Source organism: Vibrio sp. R11-SG3-ISO9, from assembly GCF_059834255.1.
In genome coordinates this window covers 226,365-248,330 of sequence record NZ_JCBDGU010000043.1, presented here as the reverse complement: position 1 = coordinate 248,330, position 21,966 = coordinate 226,365, and the positions used below count along the sequence as shown (strand labels likewise).

Genomic DNA, 21,966 nt, shown 5'->3' with positions numbered 1-21,966 from the left:
GATGAGAGCTAGTTGGTAATTTGTTGAGCTGATTGAAGTATTCAGCAATAGACTGATTTAACTCAATGTTTCCTGATTGCTATTGTTAGGTTAGACTGAGTATTACAAACGATCGTAATTAAAGAGAACACATGGAACAGCTTAGAAAAATCGGTGCCATTGGTGGCGCCATTTCATTAGCACTCTGTTGGCCACTAGCCGTTGGCCAGATTGGGCAGAATGCGATTACAGATGGTATCGCAACATTGAACAGTTCTAGCATTCAGGCTGAAATTGTTGATTACGACCGCGGCTATTTCTCATCAAATGTAAAAACACGCATCACGATTATCGATGAGAGCCTAAAAGAGCAGCTAGCCATTGATGGCTTGCCAACTGAATATGTTGTTAACAGTGACGTTAGCCATGGCCTGATTGGTCTTGATGCGCTATCGACTCTGGAAGACCAACCGGATCTACCACTGACTCTGACTACGAGCACTGAGTTGAATGGTAACACCAGCTTTAACTTAGAACTAAGCCAGCTGAACCATCAAGGTACTGCTGAGAATGAAACCTCAGTTTCTATTACTAAGTCGACAATATCTGGCCATGCAACTGTACTAGGACAGATTGATTACAAGCTTGATATTCCTTCTATTCAGATTGATTTCCCATCTGGCGAAGAGATGACGTTATCTAATCTGAAAGGTGTGGGAGAAGGTAAACAAGCAAAGGGCTACTGGTTAGGTACTCAGAACTTCACCATTGATTCGTTTGCTGTAACGGATGCGCAAATGCAGCCGTATGTGTCTATTCAAAACTCTCAATACGATTTTGAATCACACCTTGATGAGGCAACGAAACGGCTGCGCAGTAATCTGAAACTGAACATTGCATCGATTCAAACTAGCGACGGTGAGGTGAACAACCTTAATGTTGATTTTGAGATGGATAAGCTAGATAGCCAATCTTTCGAGAAAGTGTTTGAGATTTATCAGTCAAACCCTGTGCTCACGCAGGAAGATATTGAGCAGATCATTCCTTACATTGATACCCTGTTCGCAAAAGGTTTTGACCTTTCGATGAAGAACATCTCGTTGGATTTGGGCGAGGGTGAGTTTCACTCTAAGTGGCTAGTCAGTGTTCCAGAAGGCACCGAAAACATTAGCAGCGATCCAAGCCTTATTATCCCAGCTCTAAAGGGTGACATTAGCTCGAGCTTTTCTAATGAACTGGTACAAGAGTACCCATTTATTCAGGAAGGCATCGACGAATTGATCGTTATGGAGATGATTGAGCAAACGGAAACTGGCTACGAAATTCACGCTGCACTAGAAAATGGAAATTTAGTCTTTGAAAATGGGCAAGAAATTCCATTAATTGCGCTGTTAATGCCTGCTTTAATGCAGTAATTTGAAGCACAAGCATCGTGAATACGCCTATTAGCTAGCCAAAGCTAAGGTTTTTAATCGATACACAACAAAAGAGGTCTGTAGACCTCTTTTGTTGCTTTGTATGTTGAGTAAAACGTGGTATTACTTGCATAGATATATCGATTTACAGTTACATCGAGCCACAGTTATTATCGAGCAGGAGCATCACCCCCCATGGAAAACACTTTAGATAACGTTTTTAATTTCAGTGCAGGTCCAGCAGCATTACCAAAACCAGTAATGAAGCAAGCGCAAGCGGATTTTATTGACTGGAATGGCCTAGGCACATCCGTGATGGAAATCAGCCATCGCAGCAAAGAATTTATTCAAGTCGCGGATGAGTCGGAGCAAGACTTACGTGATCTTCTGAACATCCCAGACAACTACAAAGTTCTGTTTTGTCAGGGCGGCGCGCGTGCTCAATTTGCAGCAGTTCCACTAAACCTACTGGGTGACAAAACAAAAGCAACTTACGTTGATGCTGGCTACTGGGCTGAGAGTGCAGTAAAAGAGGCGAGCAAATACGCAGAGATTGACGTGTTCAACGCTAAGACAACCGTCGATGGTAAAGCTGCGGTAGTTCCAGCAAGTGAGTGGAAGATTGACCCAGAAGCGGCTTACGTTCATTTCTGCCCGAATGAAACCATTGATGGCATCGAAATCAACGAACTGCCTGTAACGGACAAGCCAATTGTTGCGGACATGTCTTCAAATATTCTTTCTCGTAAAATTGACGTATCAAAATACGGTGTAATTTACGCGGGTGCTCAGAAGAACATTGGCCCTGCTGGTATCTGTATCGTGATTGTTCGTGATGACCTTCTAGAACTGGCCAACTCAGTTCTACCAAGCATCTTGAACTACAAGGTATTGGCAGAGAAAGATTCTATGTTCAATACTCCACCTACGTTTGCTTGGTACTTGTCTGGCCTAGTATTTAAGTGGTTGAAAGCAGAAGGTGGTGTAGAAGCCGTTGAGCAAGTGAACCAAGAGAAAGCTCAGCTTCTTTACAACGCAATTGATGAATCAGACTTCTATCGTAACCAAGTTCACCCAGCAAACCGTTCTCGTATGAACGTACCTTTCCAATTGGCTAAACCAGAGCTTGATGGCAAGTTCCTAGAGCTAGCGGACAAAGCGGGTCTTAAGTCTCTAAAAGGTCACCGAGCTGTGGGTGGTATGCGCGCATCTATCTACAATGCGATGACGCTTGAAGGTGTACAAGCGTTGGTGAACTTTATGAAAGAGTTTGAGCAAGAGAACGCGTAGTCGTTAAATAGACAATACTTATTAGTTAGGGTGTCACAGTGTGACACCCTTTTTTGTATCTTTTATAAAATTTTTATTTTGAAGGTCTACATATGATGAGCTAGCTCAAGCCCTGATGACAATTCGCTCGCCAATTATAACCGTACGGGTTATTGTAAATGACTTTGGGTTTTCTCCTCGTATCGAACTTTGAAAGGGGAGGAGCCATAGTGAATTTTCTTCTTTTTAATGGACAAATACTGTATAACGTATCGCCGCAAATTTGCGGTATTCACAGTGTTTGATTTGGTGATGAGGCAGGTTTGAGAATACTAGCGGGGCTCGTAGCGTTTTTCCCTTTGATAGCATATGCGGCGACCATTGAAATATGGGCTGGCATTGAGTTTGAAACAGCTCAGAAAGTAAAGCAGCATATCGAAACCTTAACTGAACATACGGTCGAAGTTCGCCGTTTTGATATCAATTCAATTCGTGCTGAGCTTGTGGTCGCAGACCCTCGAGATACCGCTTTCCCTGACGCAATTTGGGTGCCTTCCGATTTTCTCGGCTTGTCAGATTATATTGATATTTCGACCATTCCTGACACTTGGGTTGACGAAAGCCGCTATGAGGAAAAAGCCCTTGAAGTGGTCGAACTCAATGGCCAGTTAAAGGCGCTTCCCGTAGCGATCGGTAACCAACTGGTTCTCTATTCTCGTCATCAAAGTAGCACCCAGATGTCATGGGAGCAGCTTACTCATTTATCGCATGAGTCATCACGTGAAGCTATCGCCTTTCCAAACCCCAATATGTACTTCTATCTGGCTTTTCATCAGCTTTTTTCAAACCAACAATTGTCATCACGAAGCATAGATGGCGAGAGCGTTGTCGCGATATTTCGTTTTATTGAACAGTTAGAACAGCAGGGTGCTATTGCTCGCGAGTGCGATAATGTATGCGCGCGTCAACGCTTTCTTAGTGGTCAAGTAGATTACCTAATCGATGGTGATTGGGCCTACAGCGAACTCATTGAATCGGAACCTAACCTTACCATTAATGCTTTACCAACTTATCAAGGTAAAGGTATGGCTTCATTCAGCGGCGCCAAGGTGTTCGCGATAACGGAAAAGGGCATGCAAGATATTGATAAACAGATGGTATTGCGTGAAATGGTCAGTTTTCTACAGTCAAATAGATTCAGCTACTTAGCGCGAAGTGATGCGATGATGTCGCCATTCAAGGATGTGAATCAAAAGCGAATGACATCAAATCAAGGCAGTTTTGCTCAGATGTATCAACAGTTTCAAGCAGCACAAATGATGTCGAGTGACTATTATATGGCGATCGTTTGGGAGGCGGCTGCACGTGCCCTAGAGCGTTACAAGTTGGGCATGCCTAAAGACGAGATTCCTGCATTTTATGATGACTTTGTTGCGCGCTATGCCGAACGAATCGGAGAGCATCAATAATGAAGTTTTCTCTTAAATACACTATGGGCCTAGTGCTTTTCTGCTGTGCGATTCTACCCGTCTATTTTTCTGGTCAGCTGATATTGAACAAGCAGTCTGAAACGTTATTAGAGCAGAAGACTATTAAGCTCAATAACTCGACCCAAGGTATTACCCAGACGGTGAAGAGTGAGCTCGATCTGACATTACGTCTTACTGAATGGTACGCCCAAGACCGATCGTTATTAAAGGCAGGCAGCAATGTCTTCTTCTCGAGCGTGGTGTGGGAAAAAATGGCTCGCTTCAATGAGCTTGCTGATAGTGTGTCAGCAACATACATCTTGGACAAGGATTGGCGCCCAATCTATGACAGCAAAGGCAGTCTGTACCATTTTGAAAACAGCCAGTTATTGAGTGAGATAAAGCGCCCTAAATCCACCTATATTCAAGGAAAGATCTTTCATCGCGAGTTCGCAGAACCGTCGCTAGCGAACGACTCTAAATCTGGCATCGCGATTGTGGCACCAATTCTGCCTTATCGATTGGTGGAAGGGTCTGAATATTCCCCGCAAGGTTATCTAGTTGTGTTGATGGGTTACGACAGGTTGGAGAAAAAGGTTGCGCCGTTTCTTTTTGAAAAAGAGTCGGTTGAATTTCATTACTCCCATTCAGTCGATTTGAATTCGGGTAGTGAGCACGAACACCTAGTAAAAATAGCCAACCCATTGTTCTTAGATCCGCTTTCCATTGCAGTGAAGCACAATGTGTCTGATGAAGCGCGACAGCAAGAGATGCAGCAAGCGCAAGTGGTCTTTGTGCGGATTCTATTTGCTACATTTGTGCTCGCCGTGGTGTTTGCTTTGGTACTCAATCACTGGTTCTCACGCCAATTGAATCTGTTGTCGGAATCGGTTGAATCATACTCGAAAGAGAAGCTGCCCACTGTTAAACCTGAACAGCATAAGTTTACAGAGTTTTATGCATTCAGTGTGTTACTCGACAAGATGTGGCGGCGTATCGGGTACCAGCTAGATGAACTCACGATACGCAATGATAAGCTCAAGTCCGCGTATCAACAGATAAAGGTCAACAACGCGCAACTTGAAAACTTCAATGTTCAGCTTGAGCAAACTGTTGAGGAGAAAACGTATCGCTTGACGCACTCGTTGCAAAGAGAGGCTGATCAAAAGCGTAATATTATGCGGATTGTTGAGTTTGCTTCGATGCGACAAGGTGTTGAGTATCGGTTAATACCGAACTTGGTCGAAACCCAATTAGCGGCGTTGCTTTCGGGTAAGAGTATTCAGTTCTCGTTTACTAAACCGACTTTAGATGTCTCGAATGCTAACCGAGTGCAATCTCTACTGGATTCGAAGGGGCAGGTCATCGGCTACTTTAATCACAATAGTGAACACCTAACGTTGAACGATGAAGATCAACTCATCTTTGACCTCTACCAGAAACAGCTCGCAGCTTGGATTGAGCTAGAAAACATGACGCGAGTAGACCTTGCTTCGGGGTGTTTTAATCGCAAAGCATTTGATGATGATTTAAGTTATTGCGAGCGTAAGGTCATTGAGAAAGGTTGGGTGCTGTCTTTGCTGGTTATCGACGTCAATGGCTTGAAACAGACCAATGATGTCCATGGCCATCAGGCGGGTGATAGGTTGATTAAAGCCTGTGTGGACGTTGTTCAGGAGCGTCTACAAGCTCATAGCAATATGTATCGATTGGGGGGCGATGAGTTTGCGGTATTGACTTTGACTCCGAGCGCTGTCCCTGAGGTCGAGACACTCAAAGAGCAGTTATACGCCGACCAAGCGCAGTCTCATATCTTAATAAAGGGTCACCCTATTCCAGTGCTGTTTTCCATCGGCTTCTCTCAGAGTGATAGTTCGGCATTGAGAGACATGTTCAGTAATGCCGATCAAGATATGTATACAGAGAAACGTCGGTTTTACGAAGCTCAGGGCGACTCTTAATTACTCTAGAACGTACGGTACTAAAAAGGAGCAATGTTGCTCCTTTTTAGTTTGGGGCTCTTTAGCTGGAGCTCTTTGGTACAGGCGGTTAAAAAACTGACTAGCCGATTACAACCAGAACTCTTTTAGTGGTCTACTTGCATCATAGTGGTGTGCAATCTGTGCTTGAAGCAGCTCTGCTGTCGCAATGGCATCCGTCAACGCATGGTGTGGTGTGTAGTCGGGGAGGTGATAACGGCGACGACTTTGGCCTAATCTAACCGAGCCCGGTTTCTTACCTTTCAGTTTGTTCCACAAACCGCCAGCAAGCTTATGCTGCACTTGAGATTCAATTTCCAAGGTATCTAATACAGGGAACTCAATACCTTCACCCAGACGTGAGCGTAGCGCGTTATCGAGGAAGTTACGTTCTATGCGTCGATAGTGAACAACTGGGATGTGTCCCGCCATTGCTTTAAGCACTTCATCGAGCACCTCGTTTAGATCTGGGGCGTTAAGGATGTCGTTGTGAGTAATGCCATGGATAACCACCGACTCTTCTTCCAGCTTTTGTCTTGGCCTTAGCGTCCAGTGACGTGCTTGTTTCAGGTAGACTCGGTTGAGTGTAAATGGCACTAACCCAATGGTGATAATGCCATCTTTAGACGGGTTAAGTCCTGTGGTCTCAAAGTCCAATGCCAAGAAGGTCACTTCAGAAATCGGAGTGTCAGCCGCTGGTAGCGGTTTGCTGTAGTACTCTTTGAGACGCTCATCCTTGACACGGTCAAGCTTCTGGGCAAATTTGAAATGCCAATCTACAGCGGGTGACTTAAATATTCTCGTCATCGTATCTACTTAAAGTTGTTGTTGGCTTGGTAACGGAACTTGAGGAAGTTCTGAGCGTTACTGAGAATCTGGAATGCATCTTTTAAGTTACGACGTTCAAAGTCCGATAGATTCTCTGGTTCGATGTTGTTATCTGGTTCAATATTATTATCAACGTCCAGAGCTTGATGCCGGATACGTACCATAGAGATAAACTCCATCGCATCTTTAAGATCCTGAGCTCGCCCTTTCGGTAATATACCAGCGTCAAGAATGTCGTCGAGACGCTCAAATGAGTTTTTAGAGCGTGACGCGACCGCGAGTGAGTGTACACGGATTAAGTCAGCCAGTGGCGCGGTACCGCGTCGTTTCAGGTTGATGGAGTTGTTATGGCGTCCATCCTTCTCCATCACGAAATCTTTAAAGAAACCAAGTGGCGGTGTGCGGTTGAGCGCATTGCGAGCCAAACATGCCAAGAATCGGTTGTTCTTGCGAGAACGTCGTACAATGAAACTATTGAGTTGTTCTGCCCACTTTAATCGGCCGTAAACACCATCAAGATCGAAGAAGATTGAGGCGTTCAATAGCGCTTTCGGGTTCGGATTATCAATCCAATCTGCGAAGCACTCTTCCCATTCAGTGCGCGTCATGCGCCAAGTCGGGTTGGTCGCCATAATGTCGCCTGTACAGTAGCTGTAACCGCACTGATCTAAGCCGTCGCAGATGAACTTAGAGAATGCTTCAAAGTAAGCACCATGCTTTGCTTCGTCGTAAGTATCATCGAGAATAATCGCGTTATCTTGGTCTGTAACGAGTAATTGCTCATCGCGGCCCATAGAGCCTAAAGCAAGGAAGCAGTATGGAATAGGCGCGTTGCCCAGAGTTTCCTCAGCGAGTTCAATAATGCGTTGCTTAAAGCTTCGGCCAATTACCGACATAGCACTGCCCACCATGTGAGCGTTCGCATCCTCGTTAACTAGGCGAACAAAGCTGTCTTTAACCTGTTCTGACAGGACTTTGAGATCTTCAATACTCTGCTGCTGGAAGATACTGCTCACCAATAACAGCGAGTTCTGGGACTCATAACGAACGATGTCTGTCGCTTCAATAATGCCTATTGGCTTTTTATCTTTGAGCACGGGTAGGTGATGAACGTTATAGCGCAGCATGGTGAGCATGGCTTCATAGACGTAGGCGTTGTGATCGAGTGAGATAACCTCGGCAGTCATCACACTAGAAACCTCATCAGAAGGGTCTAAGCCTTCGGCGAGCACACGAGTACATAGATCTCGGTCGGTAATGATACCGATAACTGGTGTTGAATCGTCTTCGTCATCTTCTACGATGTCAGGATCAATAATCAGCAGTGAAGAGACATTCTCTTCTGCCATCATGGTCGCCGCCTGTTGAATTGTTCGCGAACGCTCTATCATTGGCGCGCTGCTGGTCAGCAGAGTCTTTACCTTTGAGGTCGTGAGATCGTTGGCATCATTGTTGTTTGAGATGGCTTGGCGTAAGCGCGCGTTATCTTCAACCTCAACAAAGTCGGCAAACGAGTCGTAATTGTCGTAGAGCTCTTGAAAGATGGATTCTGGGATGCAGTAAAGCAGGGTATCTTCGATAGCTTTAACTGGGAAACGTACCTTGTTATTGGTCAGAAGGCCCATCTGACCAAACAGATCGCCTTGATCTAAACGGTTATAGAGTTCTCCTTTACGTCGGTAGACTTCCACTTCACCACTGCGTACCACATATAAGTCGTGGATTTGGTCGCCGAAGTGAATTATCGGTGTGTCCTGACGATAATAGGAAATTTCCACGCTGCTCGTGACTTTTATGAGCATCTCTTCCGGTAATTCGCTGAAAGGAGGGTATTGTGCGAGGAAATTTTGAATCTCTAATAACTCAGCATCCATAATGTTCATCCGTAAGTTAGTATGAATTCATGGTACATCATTTGATAATAATTTGCCGGGACAAATCATTCTGTGAGGTAAAACCTTTTTAAAGTCTGATGGATAGACTAACCTTTGATAAAAAGAAGACAGTGTTAAGGAAGAGTTAAATGTCGATATGGAAGCTGGGCTTAATCTCTATGTGTACTGCTTTCTCAGTAGGGGCTATGGCCCAAGATAATGAGCCAACAATTCTTGATTATAATTATGTCACCGCTTCGGTTTATTCTGGCAGTCTAGATGCAGATGCAGGCGGCAATAACAATGCTTCTGTGTTTGGATTGGGTGTTAGCTACGAAATGACGGATGAGTGGTTGCTTATTGGTGATTACACCGCACGTTTTATTCATCCAGATGAGAGTACGACTCGAATTGATACTCTGATGGGCGGTGCAGGCTATCGTTTTAATATCCGCAAAGATCTCGATATCGTGGCATCCTATTTGTTGGGGATAACCAAGGGTGAAATTGAGCTCAATTCAAATAACCAGACGCTCGAATCGGATACCGAATTTATCCATGGTGGTAAGGTCGAGTTGAATTATGGTTTTGCGAAACGATGGATTGCTAACGGTAGTATTCAAGCGAATCGAAGTGATCTGTTTGATGAAGAAGTTTACCACTTAGGTTTACGCTACAAGGTTACGTCTAAGTTCTCTATTGAGGGGGCGTACCAACACCGAGACGGCGAAGGGAATAACGGTGGAGAGCGAACTAACGAGCTTGGTCTAGAGTTTCGATTAGAGTACTAACTGTTTAGATAAGTTTCTAAAATAACCGTTAAGGCATCTAAAAGTGTCGAAATAATAAAAAGCCAGCATATACGCTGGCTTTTTTAATACTTAAAAGGGCTAAAGCTTATAGTACTGCAGCGATGCCCTTACATAGAGGTAGCATGTTTGACTTAGTCATACCTGCAACACTGATACGGCCAGAGCCTACGATGTAGATAGCAAACTCTTCTTTCAGGCAAGTTACTTGCTCTTTAGTTAGACCAGAGAACGAGAACATGCCGTTTTGACGTTCGATGAACGTGAAGTCTGCATCAACGCCTTGTTCTTTCAGAGTTGCAACGAATAGTTCACGCATCTCTTGGATACGGTCACGCATTTCAGCTACTTCTGCTTCCCATTCTGCACGCAACTCAGCGTCGCCTAGGATGTGCGTAACAACAGCACTACCGTGCGCTGGTGGGTTAGAGTAGATAGAACGGATGATGCTCTTAACTTGAGAGAATGCAGTGTTTGCAACGTCTGCTGATTCAGCTACAAGCGTGAATGCACCTACACGCTCGTTGTATAGACCAAAGTTCTTAGAGAATGAGCTCGCGACTAGGATCTCTTTGTTGTACTTAGCGAAAGTACGCAGGCCAGCAGCATCTTCTTCAACGCCTTTTGCAAAACCTTGGTAAGCAAAGTCGAATAGTGGAAGAAGCTTTTTCTCAGCAACTAGTTTAGCCAGTACTTCCCACTCTTCCGCTGTTGGGTCGATACCTGTAGGGTTGTGACAGCAGCCGTGTAGTAGAACGATATCGCCTTCAGATGCTTTCTCTAGGTCAGCAACCATGCCCGCGAAGTCTTTGTCTTTAGTCTCAGCGTTGTAGTAGCTGTATTGAGCTGTTTCAATACCTGCAGCAGAGAATACGCCATTGTGGTTTGCCCACGTTGGGTTGCTGATCCAGATTTTTACGTCGCCAAGTTGACGTTTAATGAATTCGCCAGCAACACGTAGAGCACCAGTACCACCTGGAGCTTGTGCTGTTTTTGCACGTTGAGCAGTAACGATTTCAGCGTCTGCGCCGAATAGCAGCTTCTGTACCGCTAGACCGTATTCCGCAGTACCTTCAATTGTTAGGTAAGATTTAGTTTTCTCGTTTTCTAGAAGAGCTGCTTCCGCTTTTTTAACGGTAGCTAGAACTGGCGTTTGGCCATCTTCGTTTTTGTAAATACCAACACCAAGGTTAATTTTTTCTGCACGAGCGTCTTTTTTAAACTCTTCAGTCAGGCCAAGAATAGGGTCTGCTGGTGCTGCGAGTACTTTTTCAAACATAATCTTCATCCATGTCAATTGAGAGGGGATAGTATCTAGTGGTATTTATACCTGTATGAAATTTTGAAGACAATATGAATTGGGAAGAAAGCGGAAAAAAAATCTATTTCGATGGAATTTATGAGTAAAGCTCGAATATATCTAATAAAACACCCTACGGATAAACCAATAGGGTGTAAGAAGTTAGCGAGTTTTATATCAGCTACGTAGGCTGTAAAGTCAGGTTTTCTCGTTCGAGTTCACTGATGTCGTGTTTGCCATCTTTGTGTGTTGCGGCAATCTCGACAAATTGATGTTCTACCGCCAAGAAAGCTTCTACAACCTCAGGGTCAAAGTGCTGACCTTTACCTTCAATAATGATCTCTTTGGCTTTATCGTGGCTAAAAGCGGGTTTGTATACACGTTTCGATATCAAGGCGTCGTATACATCAGCCAACGCCATTAAGCGACCAGACAACGGAATGTCTTCACCCGCCAGTTGATTCGGATAACCTTGACCGTTCCACTTTTCATGGTGAGTCAGTGATATCTCTTTAGCTACTCTCAGGAATGAGCTACTACCCAGTTGACCTTCGGCAATAGACAGCGCCTCAGCACCAATCTCTGGGTGCTTTTTCATGATGTCGAACTCTTCATCTGTCAATTTACCTGGCTTGAGCAGCACATTGTCAGGAACACCTACTTTGCCGACATCATGCAGTGGTGCCGATTTGTAGAGCAGTTCAATGTACTCAGGTGTGAGCAATGATGAGTGTTTTGGTGATAGGCTCATTTGCTCCGCCAATGCTTTTACGTACTCCTGCGTGCGTAGAATATGTGCACCTGTTTCGTTGTCACGAGATTCGGCTAGGGCAGACAAGCTGACGATTGCCACGTCACGGGTGGTTTTGACCTCTTGCTGAACGGATTGCAGGCTATCAAGCATGTTATTGGTCAATGACGCCATCGAGCCCAGCTCATCGTGATTGAAGACAGGTAGACGAGATTGAATGTTCCCCTTGGTTACTTCAACCAGTGCGCATTCATGACTTAACAGAATTTTCTTAATTAGTTTGCTCCACATCGTCATGATCACCACGGCATAACCACCTAAAACCAAGGATAAGTAAGCAAACTCTTTCATTATGCTGATTTTGCCCGTACCGTCTAAGATGCGGTCTGGATTGTGTTCGAGCCAAAATACGTCTTTGATTGCGACCATACTTAGCATCAGGGTCAATGATGTTAGCAGTACCATCACCAAGCCTATCAGTTGCTTAACCAAAGATTGGCGAACACCATTAAGTTGAACGTTGCTGACACCTTGTTCATGGTAGGTATCCATCTGCTTGAGCTTGGAGTCGAGCTCTAGAATGCTACCCGTAAAGAATCCAAATAGAGCCAACCCGAATAAAACCTTTAGGTTGCTATCTAGGGGAAACTCGTAACTTAGGTTGTAATAGGTCGCGAGTGGGATACTAATCGCGAAAAATAGACTCGTATCTAGTTTGATGTATTGCCCTTGTTGGTAAACAGACCAACGAGGTGCAATGAAAAAACGAATAACAAACAGAATAGCAAACACTATACTGACGTGAGTGATCGTTTCCATAGCCGTTAATGTTTCTAACATCGGACAAACTCGACTGCCATATGTCCCAAAAAGAACACCGGCGAGAACGTACAACTTGGCGGTTAGATTGGTATTGTGGTGTGAAGAATCCATCAATTAATCCTTGTTATTATCCTAGTCTGCTTCCAATGACTTATTAGTAGAACGAGACAGGCTAAAAAATATTTCTTCTGTATGGATTTTGATAATTCTATCGGTGAGAAAGAGCAATTGATATAACTAAGTGAAAGCTTTTATAGAATTGTTAAGTGTAGCGTTTGTCTGGGAGTTGTTATGGGTAGAGGAAATTGGGTTCACTGACTTCTCTAATAGTCAGTGAACCATGGAGGCGTCATTTCTTAAGGTGAATTTCTGCTTCAACCGAACCCGCTTCGATTTCTGGGTGTGAAGCTAGCTTGTCCGCTGCCCACTGGTTGATGTGTTTTAGAATGGCCGATACGGCATGTTTTTGAGTAGCTGGTTGGTCATCAACAACATCAAGCTTCTCTTTTGGATGTGAGCCGGTTGCGTCTTCAGCAATGTGCAGCCAATCTGGGTGCCAGTAGTAAGGTTGTCCACTTGGCGCTGTCCAACTGTGGACACCATTTGATTCACCTTTGTACTCTAAGTGTTCTGCTTCTATCTTTTTCATTATGGTCTCGCATTATTATTGTGAACATCTGTATAAGTTTAGAGCGATATGAATATCTCGCTATGCATCAAAGTTAGCAGAGCAGCTCATTAGTTCTGTGAAGTTTTTCACACAATTATATAAATGACGCTGAATCAGTGGGATAGCTACAATCTAAGCCCATGTTAATGCTAGAGTATTGGGTTTATTGATTCTTTAGGTAGTACAACTTATGGCACGTTACGAAGAGCTGGCAAAGGATATTCGCACACAGATAGCCAACAATACTTGGCGATCTGGCGAGAAGATCCCGTCTGTTCGTATGAGCTGCCGTAACTATAAGGTCAGTAACAGTACGGTTCTTCAGGCGTACCAACTGTTAGAGAGCGAAGGATGGATCATTGCCAAACCCCAATCTGGCTACTTTGTGGCACCTAAAATCGAGAGCTTGGTGACGTTACCTGAAGTAACAGAACCCAAACGTGCGATCAACGATAGGTTGTTCGACTTTCTAACCTCTAGCTCTGCTGAAGGCGTGGTGCCGTTTGGTTCTGCTTTCCCTGACCCGGACCTGTTCCCACTTCCTGTTTTGACAAGAAACCTCGCTAGTGCAGGGCGCAAGATGACGGGGGCGAGTGTTATTAACAACCTTCCTCCCGGGAGTGAATCTTTAAGGCGTCAAATCGCCCAGCGTTATCTACAGCAAGGGATTGTCGTTAGTCATCAAGATATCGTGATCACGTCTGGCGCTATGGAAGCCCTAAATCTTAGCCTACAAACGGTGACTAAACCGGGTGACACAGTAGTTATAGAAGCGCCTGCGTTTTATGGTGCGCTGCAAGCGGTCGAGAGGCTCGGATTGAACGCAGTAGAGGTAGAGGTTTGCCCTAAGGATGGATTGAACATCACTGCGTTTAAACAAGCGTTGATTGATCATGATGTCAAAGCGTGTTGGTTGATGACAACATTCCAAAATCCAACCGGAACTTGCTTGTCAGACAAGAGCAAAAAAGAAGTAGTGGCGATCGCTCGTGAACATCAAGCTTTGATCATCGAAGATGATGTTTATGCTGACCTCTATTATGATGGGGAGAAACCTAAGCCGCTTAAAGCCTACGATACCAACGACTCTGTGTTGCTGTGTGGTTCTTATTCGAAGAGTTTGTGTCCCGGCTATCGAGTGGGCTGGGTAGTCAATGCTCGTTATCATAACCAAATCCAAAAACAGCAACTTCTATCCACGCTATCGAGCAGTGCTCCGGTACAGTTGGGCGTGGCACATTTCCTTACTCATGAAAGCTACGATAATCACCTGCGTAAACTACGTAAGCACCTACAATCGAGGAAGCAAGAGTTTATCGAGGCAGTAACAGAGTATTTCCCTAAATCAATTGAACTAGAAGAGCCGCAGGGTGGCTACTTTATTTGGATTCGTTTCCCTGAGTCATTCGACAGCCATAAGCTGTATAAACAAGCAATGGAGAAGGGGATTAGTATCGCTTCGGGTGACCTGTTCAGCGAGAGTGATATGGTCTCTCACGCGATTCGACTTAACTTCTCTCATGAGCTGACTCAAGAGCGCCGTTCTGCGTTGAAAACGGTGGGCCAGCTCGCTCACCAACTGTTGCGTCAGTCATAAACCTCAACATTAAAAACTGTACGCCTTGAATCAGGCATAACTGTACGCCTTTCAACAAGATAATCTGTGTTTGAATAACGGTAGACCAAATATTGGAGAAACCGTTATGTTGAAATCACCTGCTGGAAATGAAATCAAACTTATCCTAGTCGCTATTGTATGTGCGGTACTGTTGATTTTCGGCCATGTGTTGTTGGCAAAAGCATTTGCTGATATGGCATGGACTGAATACACCACAGCTGCTATTCCATTTGTTCTATTTGGTATCTGTGCACTGGCGATTCGTTACGCAGAAAAACAAGATCAAAGCTAAATAAGCGTAATGTATTCTCTGTGTCTTAGGCATAAAAAAACCTCCGCAATTGCGGAGGTTTTTGTTTTCTTTCTTTTAATTCAGCGTAGTGCGGAATTAGAAGTTCGCAGAGCGAGGAGTACGTGGGAATGGGATAACGTCACGTACGTTGCCCATGCCTGTAACGTAAGATACTAGACGCTCAAAACCTAGGCCGAAACCAGCGTGTGGCACTGTGCCGTATTTACGTAGGTCGCGGTACCAGCTCATGTGTTCTGGGTCGATACCTACTTCACGCATACGCTCGTCTAGGATGTCTAGACGCTCTTCACGCTGAGAACCACCGATGATTTCACCGATGCCAGGTGCTAATACGTCCATTGCCGCAACAGTCTTACCGTCATCGTTCGCACGCATGTAGAATGCTTTGATGTCTTTCGGGTAGTTCTTCACGATTACTGGTGCTTTGAAGTGCTCTTCAGCTAGGTAACGCTCGTGCTCAGAAGACATGTCGATACCCCATTCAACTGGGAATTCGAACTCACGACCTGAATCTAGAAGAATCTGGATTGCGTCAGTGTAGTCAACTTGTGCGAAGTCAGAAGAAACAAACTGCTCTAGACGAGTGATTGCCTCTTTGTCGATGCGTTGAGCGAAGAACTCAAGGTCATCACGGCACTCTTCAAGTACTGCTTTGAACACGAACTTAAGCATGTCTTCAGACAGCTTAGCAACGTCTTCTAGGTCAGCGAATGCAACTTCAGGCTCAACCATCCAGAACTCAGCTAGGTGGCGGCTTGTGTTTGAGTTTTCAGCACGGAACGTAGGACCGAACGTGTAAACCTTGCTTAGTGCACAAGCGTAAGCTTCTGCGTTTAGCTGACCAGATACCGTTAGGAATGTCTCTTTGCCGAAGAAATCTTCGTTGTAATCAACATCGCCTTTCTCAGTGCGAGGTAGGTTTTCCATGTCTAGCGTAGAAACGCGGAACATCTCACCAGCACCTTCTGCATCAGAAGCTGTGATCAGTGGAGCAGATACCCAGAAGAAACCCCGCTCGTGGTAGAAGCGATGGATTGCTTGAGATAGGCAGTTACGAACACGCGCAACAGCACCGATTACGTTAGTACGTGGACGTAGGTGCGCTACTTCACGAAGGTATTCGATTGAGTGACGAGTCTTCGCCATTGGGTAAGTTTCTGCGTCTTCAACCCAACCAACAACTTTAACGTCAGTTGCAGCAAGTTCGAAGTCTTGACCTTTCGCAGGAGACTCAACAATCTTACCAGTTACTTCAACAGAGCAGCCTGTAGTTAGCTTTAGTACTTCGTCTTCGTAATTATTAAGATTATTAGGGACCACGGCCTGAATCGGGTCGAAACAAGAGCCGTCATAAATGGCAAGGAAAGAGATTCCAGCTTTGGAATCACGACGTGAACGGATCCAGCCGCGAACAGTTACTTCACTGTCTACCGCTAGCTTGCCGCCAAGTACGTCTTTTACAGGCGCGTAAGTCATGTTGGTTTCATTCTCCATTGAGGGACAAATTCAACCCAATGCTAAATCACGATAGTTTTAATTTTCTGATACTTGAACAAAAAACAATCGAAACATTGAGTTGTATAAACTTTTTAAATCAATGGAACATATTACCTGTCACACAGAGAGCTTCAACCTTTATTGTTAGTTGAAGAAAGAAATATTTCCTATATGGACTTATTTTTCTTTAAAGGCCGACTTTTTACTCTATTAGTCGGCCTTGTTGCAGATATGAAGAAGCGTGATTAGCTTCCTTGTTGTTTATTAGAAAGGGTAAATTGGTTGATCAAGCTCTCTAGGTGGTCGGACAGCTCTTCAAGGTCGTTACTGATGTCACGAGTACTTGCTGCCGATTGTGAGGTGTTATTCGCATGAGATGTGATCGCTTCAATCTTATTCTGCACATCTTTCGTTGCGTGCGTGGTGGATTGAGTTTGATGCTGAATATCTTGAGCGTGTGCTAATACCTGCTTCATCTCCTCAACAACGCCATTCATCTCTTCAGCTAGCGCGTCGATATCGGTCGAGCTTTGGTAAGCCTGAGCACATACATGATCGGCAGATTGTAGAGATTGCTCACTACCTTGCTGGAATTGATTGATGATTGACTCGATGTTGCCAGTGGCTTCTGCCGTGCGAGAGGCTAGGTGGCGAACTTCATCGGCAACCACCGCAAACCCGCGGCCTTGTTCCCCAGCACGTGCTGCTTCAATCGCCGCATTGAGCGCCAATAGGTTGGTTTGTTCAGCAATTCCATGAATCACGGTCAAGATAGAAGACACTTCACCGGTTTGTTGATTGAGAGAAGAAATCTTATCTTTCACTTCTTCGATGCTGGTCACTAGGTTCTTAATCTCATTGCTTGCATCGTGAGCTTGGTTTGCGCTCTTGAACGCGACGTCAGCGGTATGGTTGATAAGGTTCGAAGCTGTCACAGTGGCTTGTTCAGCACTTACTTGTTGCGCTTGAATCCCTTCAATATTGCTCTGCACTTCGGCTGTCTCGCTTTGCTGATCGCTGGCGGCTGTCTCAGTAATATGGGCAACACTCGTTAACTGGTTTGCTGACGAATTCAATTTATGTGAGGTGTCTTGTACTTGACCTAAACTGTTCGAGACGGTTTTCATGAAAGAGTTGATCGCTGCTGATAGCGAACCAATTTCGTCATTACGCTCAATTGGCAATCTTTCAGATAGGTTTTTGTCGTCGCTGACGCGTGTCATGAAACGAGCGGTTTGCTGTAGAGGGCGGACAATGATCTTGCGGATAAGCCCCATGGTCAGAGCAAAGCCAACAAAAGAGATCACAGCCATGATGGCAATGGCAGTCACAGTTTGAGTATGGATGAGGTCATTAACATGGCTCAAGTTGTACTCAAGGCGAATCGCGCCGAGCACTTCGCCTTCCGGTGCCATGTGACAAGACACACAATTGGTGCCGCGGTAATTCTCACTCGATTTCATTGGTAAGGCGATGACCAGTCCTTTACCCCAATCTGCGCTGAAAGGTTCAATGACCGTTTCACCGGCGAGCGCACGTTTATCGATGTCGTCTTTCGGTTGTTGATCAGCACTGCCAGGACCATAAAGTTTGCTGACAGTGTCTGCTCTAAGCACGCGAACGTCTTCGATGCCTTCTTGCGCCAATGCTTTATGACGTAGCGTCTCTTTTTGCGACATGGTGCCTGTCAGCATCATCATGTTGAGGCTATCGAAATAGTTACTGGCTTTATCGTGCAGTTGCTCACTCAAAACTGAGTTTACAAGTTGCTTCTGCTGCGTGTATTGAAAGTATGTAGAGATAGCGAGGAGTAGGGAGAAAACTACGGCCAGTGCTACCAGTATTTTAAACGTTATTGTTGAGCGCATACCGAACACATATTTTTATTAATTATAATGACGAGCATACTGTAGCGGCAAAGTTATGCGGTACCTACCATAAAGGGGTAATTGTGTGACCATACTCCGATTGTGGTTATGTTTCTGTGATGTAGCAGCTTTGTGATGGAAAATTGGCGTCAAAACGTCATAAAAACAGCGCACTTAGCGTCATATTTTGATCTTCTTTCAACTAATGGGGTTTTTAATTGACGCATCTATCTATAGTGATGGGTGTGAGATTGAAAATGAAAATAACATGTAAATATGAGTTAAGATCTTTAGATAAATGTGGCAAATAGGATCGTTTGAATGAGCAATTTAGAATATATGTGATGTTTTTTAACTCTGATTGTTTAAATTACAGACAAACGAACAAAAAATAGCAGAAAATAAGGTTGTGCCGTTGTTTTTCAGGTGTCTTTCGTTAAGATGAATTTACCTCAATACTTGAGGAAGGCAGTAAAGGATCGCTGCTTGTAATAACACGGAATGTGATTAATTTGGACACATAGATGAAATTCAAAATCACATCACCAATCATCGAACCGACAGAAGGTTCACCACATCAGCAACAGAACTCTTCAGTTGCCTCTCTTTCTCTACAATCTCGCTTTTATCACAGCTCGCTTTCTACTGCCTTCTCGCGATTTAACTCCGCTTATCGCTCCTATCGATATTCGTTTTAAAGCTTAACTTCTTTCGAATTTTCTTTGCATCTTGATTGATGACAGAGAAGTACACCTATTAAAAACTAAACAAATAAGTTAAAGACAATGAATATTAAAATGATAGGGAGCTCCCTAATTATCGCTGGTACCGCTCTGGGTGCTGGTATGCTTGCAATTCCAATGGTTCTTGCTCAATTTGGATTGCTATACGGTTCACTTTTGATGGTACTGATCTGCTTCGGTACTACTTATGCGGCGCTTCTACTTCTTGAAGCGACAATCAAGGCTGGTGGCGGCCTTGGTTTGAACTCAATCGCGCGTAAAACTCTGGGCAAACAAGGTCAGCTCATTACTAATGGCCTGCTTTATGCTTTGTTAATCTGCTTATTGATGGCGTACATCCTAGGTGCTGGCGATCTTCTGAGCCAACTACTTGCAAGCCTTGGCATTAATATCAGTGCGACGACAGGTCAGATTGCATTTACCTTGATCGCGGGTGCAGTGGTTGCGTGTGGTACAGGTGTGATTGATAAGCTCAACCGAGCGCTATTCTTTGTGATGTTAGCAAGCCTTGTGATTACGATGACGTTCCTTGCTCCTGGTATGACACAAGAAAACCTGACGCAAGTAACGAGTCATGATCACGTCGCGCTAATTAAAACCAGTGCGATCTTGTTTACCAGTTTTGGTTTCATGGTGGTGATTCCTACGCTGGTTTCTTACAACCAAGAAGCGACAGACAAGCAACTACGCAACATGGTGATTGTCGGTTCCTTGATTCCACTTGTCTGTTACCTATGTTGGTTATTTGCTGTAGTGGGTAACCTAAGCGAAGAGCAATTTAGAAGCTTCCATAACGTGTCAGACTTGATGGCCGCGTTTGAGACTAAGTCACCTTGGATTGGTAATATCCTGTCGACCTTCACTGGCTTGGCACTATTGACCTCTTTCTTTGGCGTAGCAATGGCTCTGTTTAACCAAAACCGAGACATGTTTAACCAGAACACTGCGGTAACTTACGTAATTAGCTTTATTCTGCCTCTTACAGGTTCATTGCTGGCAGCAGACAAGTTCCTACAGGTATTGAACTACGCAGGTATTATCTTGGTGTTCCTTGCTGTGTTTATCCCACTAGTGATGGTGCACAAGCAGCGATTTATGAAAGTGGCTGAGGATAGATACTCAGCGGAAGGTGGTAGCGTGATGATGCTATTTTCTCTGCTGTTTGGTTGCTTCTTGATTATCTCTCAAGTGATTTAATTCGACGTTAGCCATAAGCATTAAAATAATAGATACAAAAAAGGAACGCCTCGGCGTTCCTTTTCTTTATAAGCAAATTAAATGTGAGTGCTAATTAGCAAACCACTTTGATTGCTAGACCACCTTGAGATGTCTCACGGTATTTTGCGTTCATGTCCTTACCCGTCTCTAGCATAGTCTCGATAACTTTATCTAGAGATACAGTAGGAGCAGAAGAACGACGCAGTGCCATACGAGTCGAGTTGATCGCTTTCACTGCAGCGATACCGTTACGCTCGATACATGGTACTTGTACTTGGCCAGCAACTGGGTCACATGTTAGACCTAGGTTGTGCTCCATCGCGATTTCCGCAGCCATACATACTTGCTCTGGGCTACCACCCATAAGCTCTGCAAGACCTGCAGCTGCCATAGAACATGCCACACCAACTTCACCCTGACAGCCAACCTCTGCACCAGAGATAGAAGCGTTACGCTTGTAAAGACCACCGATCGCGCCAGAAGCCGCGAAGTAACGGATGTAGTCTTTCTCTGTTACTGTTTGGATGAACTTGTCGTAGTAAGCCAGTACAGCAGGGATGATGCCACATGCGCCGTTTGTTGGTGCTGTAACAACGCGACCGCCAGCTGCGTTCTCTTCGTTAACAGCGAAAGCGAACATGTTTACCCAGTCAACAACCGACATTGGATCGTTAGTTGTTTTCTCTGAAGTCATCAGCTGTTGGCGAAGTGCCGCAGCACGACGAGGTACACGTAGTGGACCAGGCAGGATACCTTCAGTGTTCATGCCGCGATCCATACATTCACGCATCGTTTTCCAGATGTTCGCGAAGTAAGTGCGAGATTCTTCATCAGAGTGAAGGGCTGCCTGGTTCTTCATCACAAGTGTGCTGATAGAAAGGCCGCTCTCTTTACACTGGTTCACTAGCTCTTCAGCGGTTGTGAATTCGTAAGGCGATTTGATTGGGTTCTCTTCTTCTTTGCCGAAGTTCTCTTCGTCAACGATGAAGCCACCACCAATAGAATAATAAGTCTTTGAGTACGCTTTTTCGTCATCGATCCAAGCGTGGATAGTCATGCCGTTTTCGTGTAGCTCAAGGTTAGTAGTATGGAAGTTCATACCACCGTCTTTCGGGAACGATACTGTGTGACAGTGCATGCCAACAGGAAGGCGCTCAGTTTCTTCTACGCGAGCGATAAAGCCCGGAATAGAATCGATGTCTACTTTCTCAGGGGTGTTGCCAGCAAGACCCATGATGATAGCGATATCTGTGTGGTGACCTTTCCCTGTCAGTGATAGTGATCCATATACGTCCACGGTGATTTTAGTGATGTCGCGCAATTTTCCCATTGAACGAAGATCATCAATAAACTCTTTACCCGCTTTCATTGGTCCAACCGTGTGTGAGCTCGATGGACCAACACCGATTTTATAGATATCAAAAACACTAATCATAGTGATTACCTCAAAAGAGAGCCTCCCAAGGGGAGTAGGGAGGCTCATTTATTATCATTATATTTGGTTTTAATGCTCAGCTTGCTCAATGAGTAATACTTCACTCATG

General features: G+C 44.6%; 17 protein-coding genes. 9 read left to right on the top strand and 8 right to left on the bottom strand.

Annotation, left to right across the window (positions count from 1 at the left end; genetic code table 11):
• The first annotated feature begins 131 nt into the window (after positions 1 to 131).
• The 4 genes from AC6R05_RS14710 to AC6R05_RS14695 all read left to right on the top strand — a co-directional run bounded on the left by AC6R05_RS14710 (position 132) and on the right by AC6R05_RS14695 (position 6,093).
• Positions 132 to 1,394, top strand: coding sequence for a DUF945 family protein (locus tag AC6R05_RS14710; RefSeq protein ID WP_285467224.1), 1,263 nt, complete (start codon positions 132 to 134; stop codon positions 1,392 to 1,394).
• A 195-nt stretch (positions 1,395 to 1,589) separates the two neighbouring features.
• Positions 1,590 to 2,684: a 3-phosphoserine/phosphohydroxythreonine transaminase gene (serC, locus tag AC6R05_RS14705; RefSeq protein ID WP_500647828.1), complete on the top strand. Its 1,095-nt coding sequence runs from the start codon at positions 1,590 to 1,592 to the stop codon at positions 2,682 to 2,684.
• 302 nt (positions 2,685 to 2,986) lie between these two features.
• The gene (locus AC6R05_RS14700) at positions 2,987 to 4,132 is read left to right on the top strand and encodes a sugar ABC transporter substrate-binding protein (protein WP_500647827.1); all 1,146 of its coding nucleotides are present in this window, start codon (positions 2,987 to 2,989) and stop codon (positions 4,130 to 4,132) included.
• Between the two features lie 23 nt (positions 4,133 to 4,155).
• Positions 4,156 to 6,093, top strand: a complete 1,938-nt coding sequence (locus AC6R05_RS14695; protein WP_500647949.1) for a GGDEF domain-containing protein — start codon at positions 4,156 to 4,158, stop codon at positions 6,091 to 6,093.
• A 108-nt stretch (positions 6,094 to 6,201) separates the two neighbouring features.
• Here the strand turns inward: AC6R05_RS14695 and AC6R05_RS14690 are convergent, their stop codons facing one another.
• Entirely contained in the window at positions 6,202 to 6,918 is a 717-nt protein-coding gene (locus AC6R05_RS14690; protein WP_150868831.1) for a 3'-5' exonuclease, read from the bottom strand.
• Between the two features lie 5 nt (positions 6,919 to 6,923).
• A complete protein-coding gene (locus AC6R05_RS14685; protein ID WP_500647826.1) occupies positions 6,924 to 8,813 on the bottom strand; it encodes a DUF294 nucleotidyltransferase-like domain-containing protein in 1,890 nt (629 codons plus the stop codon).
• 149 nt (positions 8,814 to 8,962) lie between these two features.
• On the opposite strand from AC6R05_RS14685, the gene AC6R05_RS14680 reads away from it, so the two are divergent.
• The gene (locus AC6R05_RS14680) at positions 8,963 to 9,604 is read left to right on the top strand and encodes an outer membrane beta-barrel protein (RefSeq protein WP_500647825.1); all 642 of its coding nucleotides are present in this window, start codon (positions 8,963 to 8,965) and stop codon (positions 9,602 to 9,604) included.
• Between the two features lie 106 nt (positions 9,605 to 9,710).
• Here the strand turns inward: AC6R05_RS14680 and AC6R05_RS14675 are convergent, their stop codons facing one another.
• From AC6R05_RS14675 to AC6R05_RS14665, 3 genes are all read right to left on the bottom strand, one after another.
• A complete protein-coding gene (locus AC6R05_RS14675; protein ID WP_500647824.1) occupies positions 9,711 to 10,901 on the bottom strand; it encodes an amino acid aminotransferase in 1,191 nt (396 codons plus the stop codon).
• A 202-nt stretch (positions 10,902 to 11,103) separates the two neighbouring features.
• The gene (locus AC6R05_RS14670) at positions 11,104 to 12,606 is read right to left on the bottom strand and encodes an HD-GYP domain-containing protein (RefSeq protein ID WP_500647823.1); all 1,503 of its coding nucleotides are present in this window, start codon (positions 12,604 to 12,606) and stop codon (positions 11,104 to 11,106) included.
• A 238-nt stretch (positions 12,607 to 12,844) separates the two neighbouring features.
• Positions 12,845 to 13,144 (bottom strand): hypothetical protein, encoded by a 300-nt coding sequence (locus AC6R05_RS14665; protein ID WP_032548730.1) that lies wholly within the window; start codon positions 13,142 to 13,144, stop codon positions 12,845 to 12,847.
• A gap of 211 nt (positions 13,145 to 13,355) precedes the next feature.
• Between AC6R05_RS14665 and AC6R05_RS14660 the strand changes: the two genes are divergently transcribed.
• Both AC6R05_RS14660 and AC6R05_RS14655 read left to right on the top strand, forming a co-directional pair.
• The gene (locus AC6R05_RS14660) at positions 13,356 to 14,762 is read left to right on the top strand and encodes an aminotransferase-like domain-containing protein (protein WP_500647822.1); all 1,407 of its coding nucleotides are present in this window, start codon (positions 13,356 to 13,358) and stop codon (positions 14,760 to 14,762) included.
• 106 nt (positions 14,763 to 14,868) lie between these two features.
• The gene (locus tag AC6R05_RS14655) at positions 14,869 to 15,075 is read left to right on the top strand and encodes a hypothetical protein (RefSeq protein WP_500647821.1); all 207 of its coding nucleotides are present in this window, start codon (positions 14,869 to 14,871) and stop codon (positions 15,073 to 15,075) included.
• Between the two features lie 96 nt (positions 15,076 to 15,171).
• On the opposite strand, the gene asnS is transcribed toward AC6R05_RS14655, so the two are convergent.
• Together asnS and AC6R05_RS14645 are read right to left on the bottom strand one after the other, a co-directional pair.
• Complete coding sequence (gene asnS / locus AC6R05_RS14650; RefSeq protein ID WP_500647820.1) at positions 15,172 to 16,572, bottom strand: asparagine--tRNA ligase; 1,401 nt, start codon at positions 16,570 to 16,572, stop codon at positions 15,172 to 15,174.
• A 266-nt stretch (positions 16,573 to 16,838) separates the two neighbouring features.
• Positions 16,839 to 18,461: a methyl-accepting chemotaxis protein gene (locus tag AC6R05_RS14645; RefSeq protein WP_500647819.1), complete on the bottom strand. Its 1,623-nt coding sequence runs from the start codon at positions 18,459 to 18,461 to the stop codon at positions 16,839 to 16,841.
• A 524-nt stretch (positions 18,462 to 18,985) separates the two neighbouring features.
• Between AC6R05_RS14645 and AC6R05_RS14640 the strand changes: the two genes are divergently transcribed.
• Both AC6R05_RS14640 and AC6R05_RS14635 read left to right on the top strand, forming a co-directional pair.
• Positions 18,986 to 19,159 (top strand): hypothetical protein, encoded by a 174-nt coding sequence (locus tag AC6R05_RS14640; protein ID WP_160168781.1) that lies wholly within the window; start codon positions 18,986 to 18,988, stop codon positions 19,157 to 19,159.
• An 87-nt stretch (positions 19,160 to 19,246) separates the two neighbouring features.
• Positions 19,247 to 20,401: an amino acid permease gene (locus AC6R05_RS14635; protein ID WP_032548738.1), complete on the top strand. Its 1,155-nt coding sequence runs from the start codon at positions 19,247 to 19,249 to the stop codon at positions 20,399 to 20,401.
• A gap of 94 nt (positions 20,402 to 20,495) precedes the next feature.
• Here the strand turns inward: AC6R05_RS14635 and AC6R05_RS14630 are convergent, their stop codons facing one another.
• Positions 20,496 to 21,857 carry an L-serine ammonia-lyase gene (locus AC6R05_RS14630; RefSeq protein WP_150894305.1) on the bottom strand — a complete coding sequence of 454 codons (1,362 nt, stop codon included), beginning with the start codon at positions 21,855 to 21,857 and terminating at the stop codon, positions 20,496 to 20,498.
• Between the last annotated feature and the right edge of the window lie 109 nt (positions 21,858 to 21,966).

Excerpts from the sequence above, each read along its gene's own strand:
- AC6R05_RS14640 (WP_160168781.1), top strand. The coding sequence starts at position 18,986 with ATGAAATTCAAAATCACATCACCAATCATCGAACCGACAGAAGGTTCA.
- AC6R05_RS14655 (WP_500647821.1), top strand. The coding sequence starts at position 14,869 with ATGTTGAAATCACCTGCTGGAAATGAAATCAAACTTATCCTAGTCGCT.
- AC6R05_RS14675 (WP_500647824.1), bottom strand. The coding sequence starts at position 10,901 with ATGTTTGAAAAAGTACTCGCAGCACCAGCAGACCCTATTCTTGGCCTG.
- AC6R05_RS14680 (WP_500647825.1), top strand. The coding sequence starts at position 8,963 with ATGTCGATATGGAAGCTGGGCTTAATCTCTATGTGTACTGCTTTCTCA.
- AC6R05_RS14695 (WP_500647949.1), top strand. The coding sequence starts at position 4,156 with ATGGGCCTAGTGCTTTTCTGCTGTGCGATTCTACCCGTCTATTTTTCT.
- AC6R05_RS14685 (WP_500647826.1), bottom strand. The coding sequence starts at position 8,813 with ATGGATGCTGAGTTATTAGAGATTCAAAATTTCCTCGCACAATACCCT.
- AC6R05_RS14665 (WP_032548730.1), bottom strand. The coding sequence starts at position 13,144 with ATGAAAAAGATAGAAGCAGAACACTTAGAGTACAAAGGTGAATCAAAT.
- serC (WP_500647828.1), top strand. The coding sequence starts at position 1,590 with ATGGAAAACACTTTAGATAACGTTTTTAATTTCAGTGCAGGTCCAGCA.
- AC6R05_RS14635 (WP_032548738.1), top strand. The coding sequence starts at position 19,247 with ATGAATATTAAAATGATAGGGAGCTCCCTAATTATCGCTGGTACCGCT.
- AC6R05_RS14645 (WP_500647819.1), bottom strand. The coding sequence starts at position 18,461 with ATGCGCTCAACAATAACGTTTAAAATACTGGTAGCACTGGCCGTAGTT.
- AC6R05_RS14690 (WP_150868831.1), bottom strand. The coding sequence starts at position 6,918 with ATGACGAGAATATTTAAGTCACCCGCTGTAGATTGGCATTTCAAATTT.
- AC6R05_RS14660 (WP_500647822.1), top strand. The coding sequence starts at position 13,356 with ATGGCACGTTACGAAGAGCTGGCAAAGGATATTCGCACACAGATAGCC.
- asnS (WP_500647820.1), bottom strand. The coding sequence starts at position 16,572 with ATGACTTACGCGCCTGTAAAAGACGTACTTGGCGGCAAGCTAGCGGTA.
- AC6R05_RS14670 (WP_500647823.1), bottom strand. The coding sequence starts at position 12,606 with ATGGATTCTTCACACCACAATACCAATCTAACCGCCAAGTTGTACGTT.
- AC6R05_RS14630 (WP_150894305.1), bottom strand. The coding sequence starts at position 21,857 with ATGATTAGTGTTTTTGATATCTATAAAATCGGTGTTGGTCCATCGAGC.
- AC6R05_RS14710 (WP_285467224.1), top strand. The coding sequence starts at position 132 with ATGGAACAGCTTAGAAAAATCGGTGCCATTGGTGGCGCCATTTCATTA.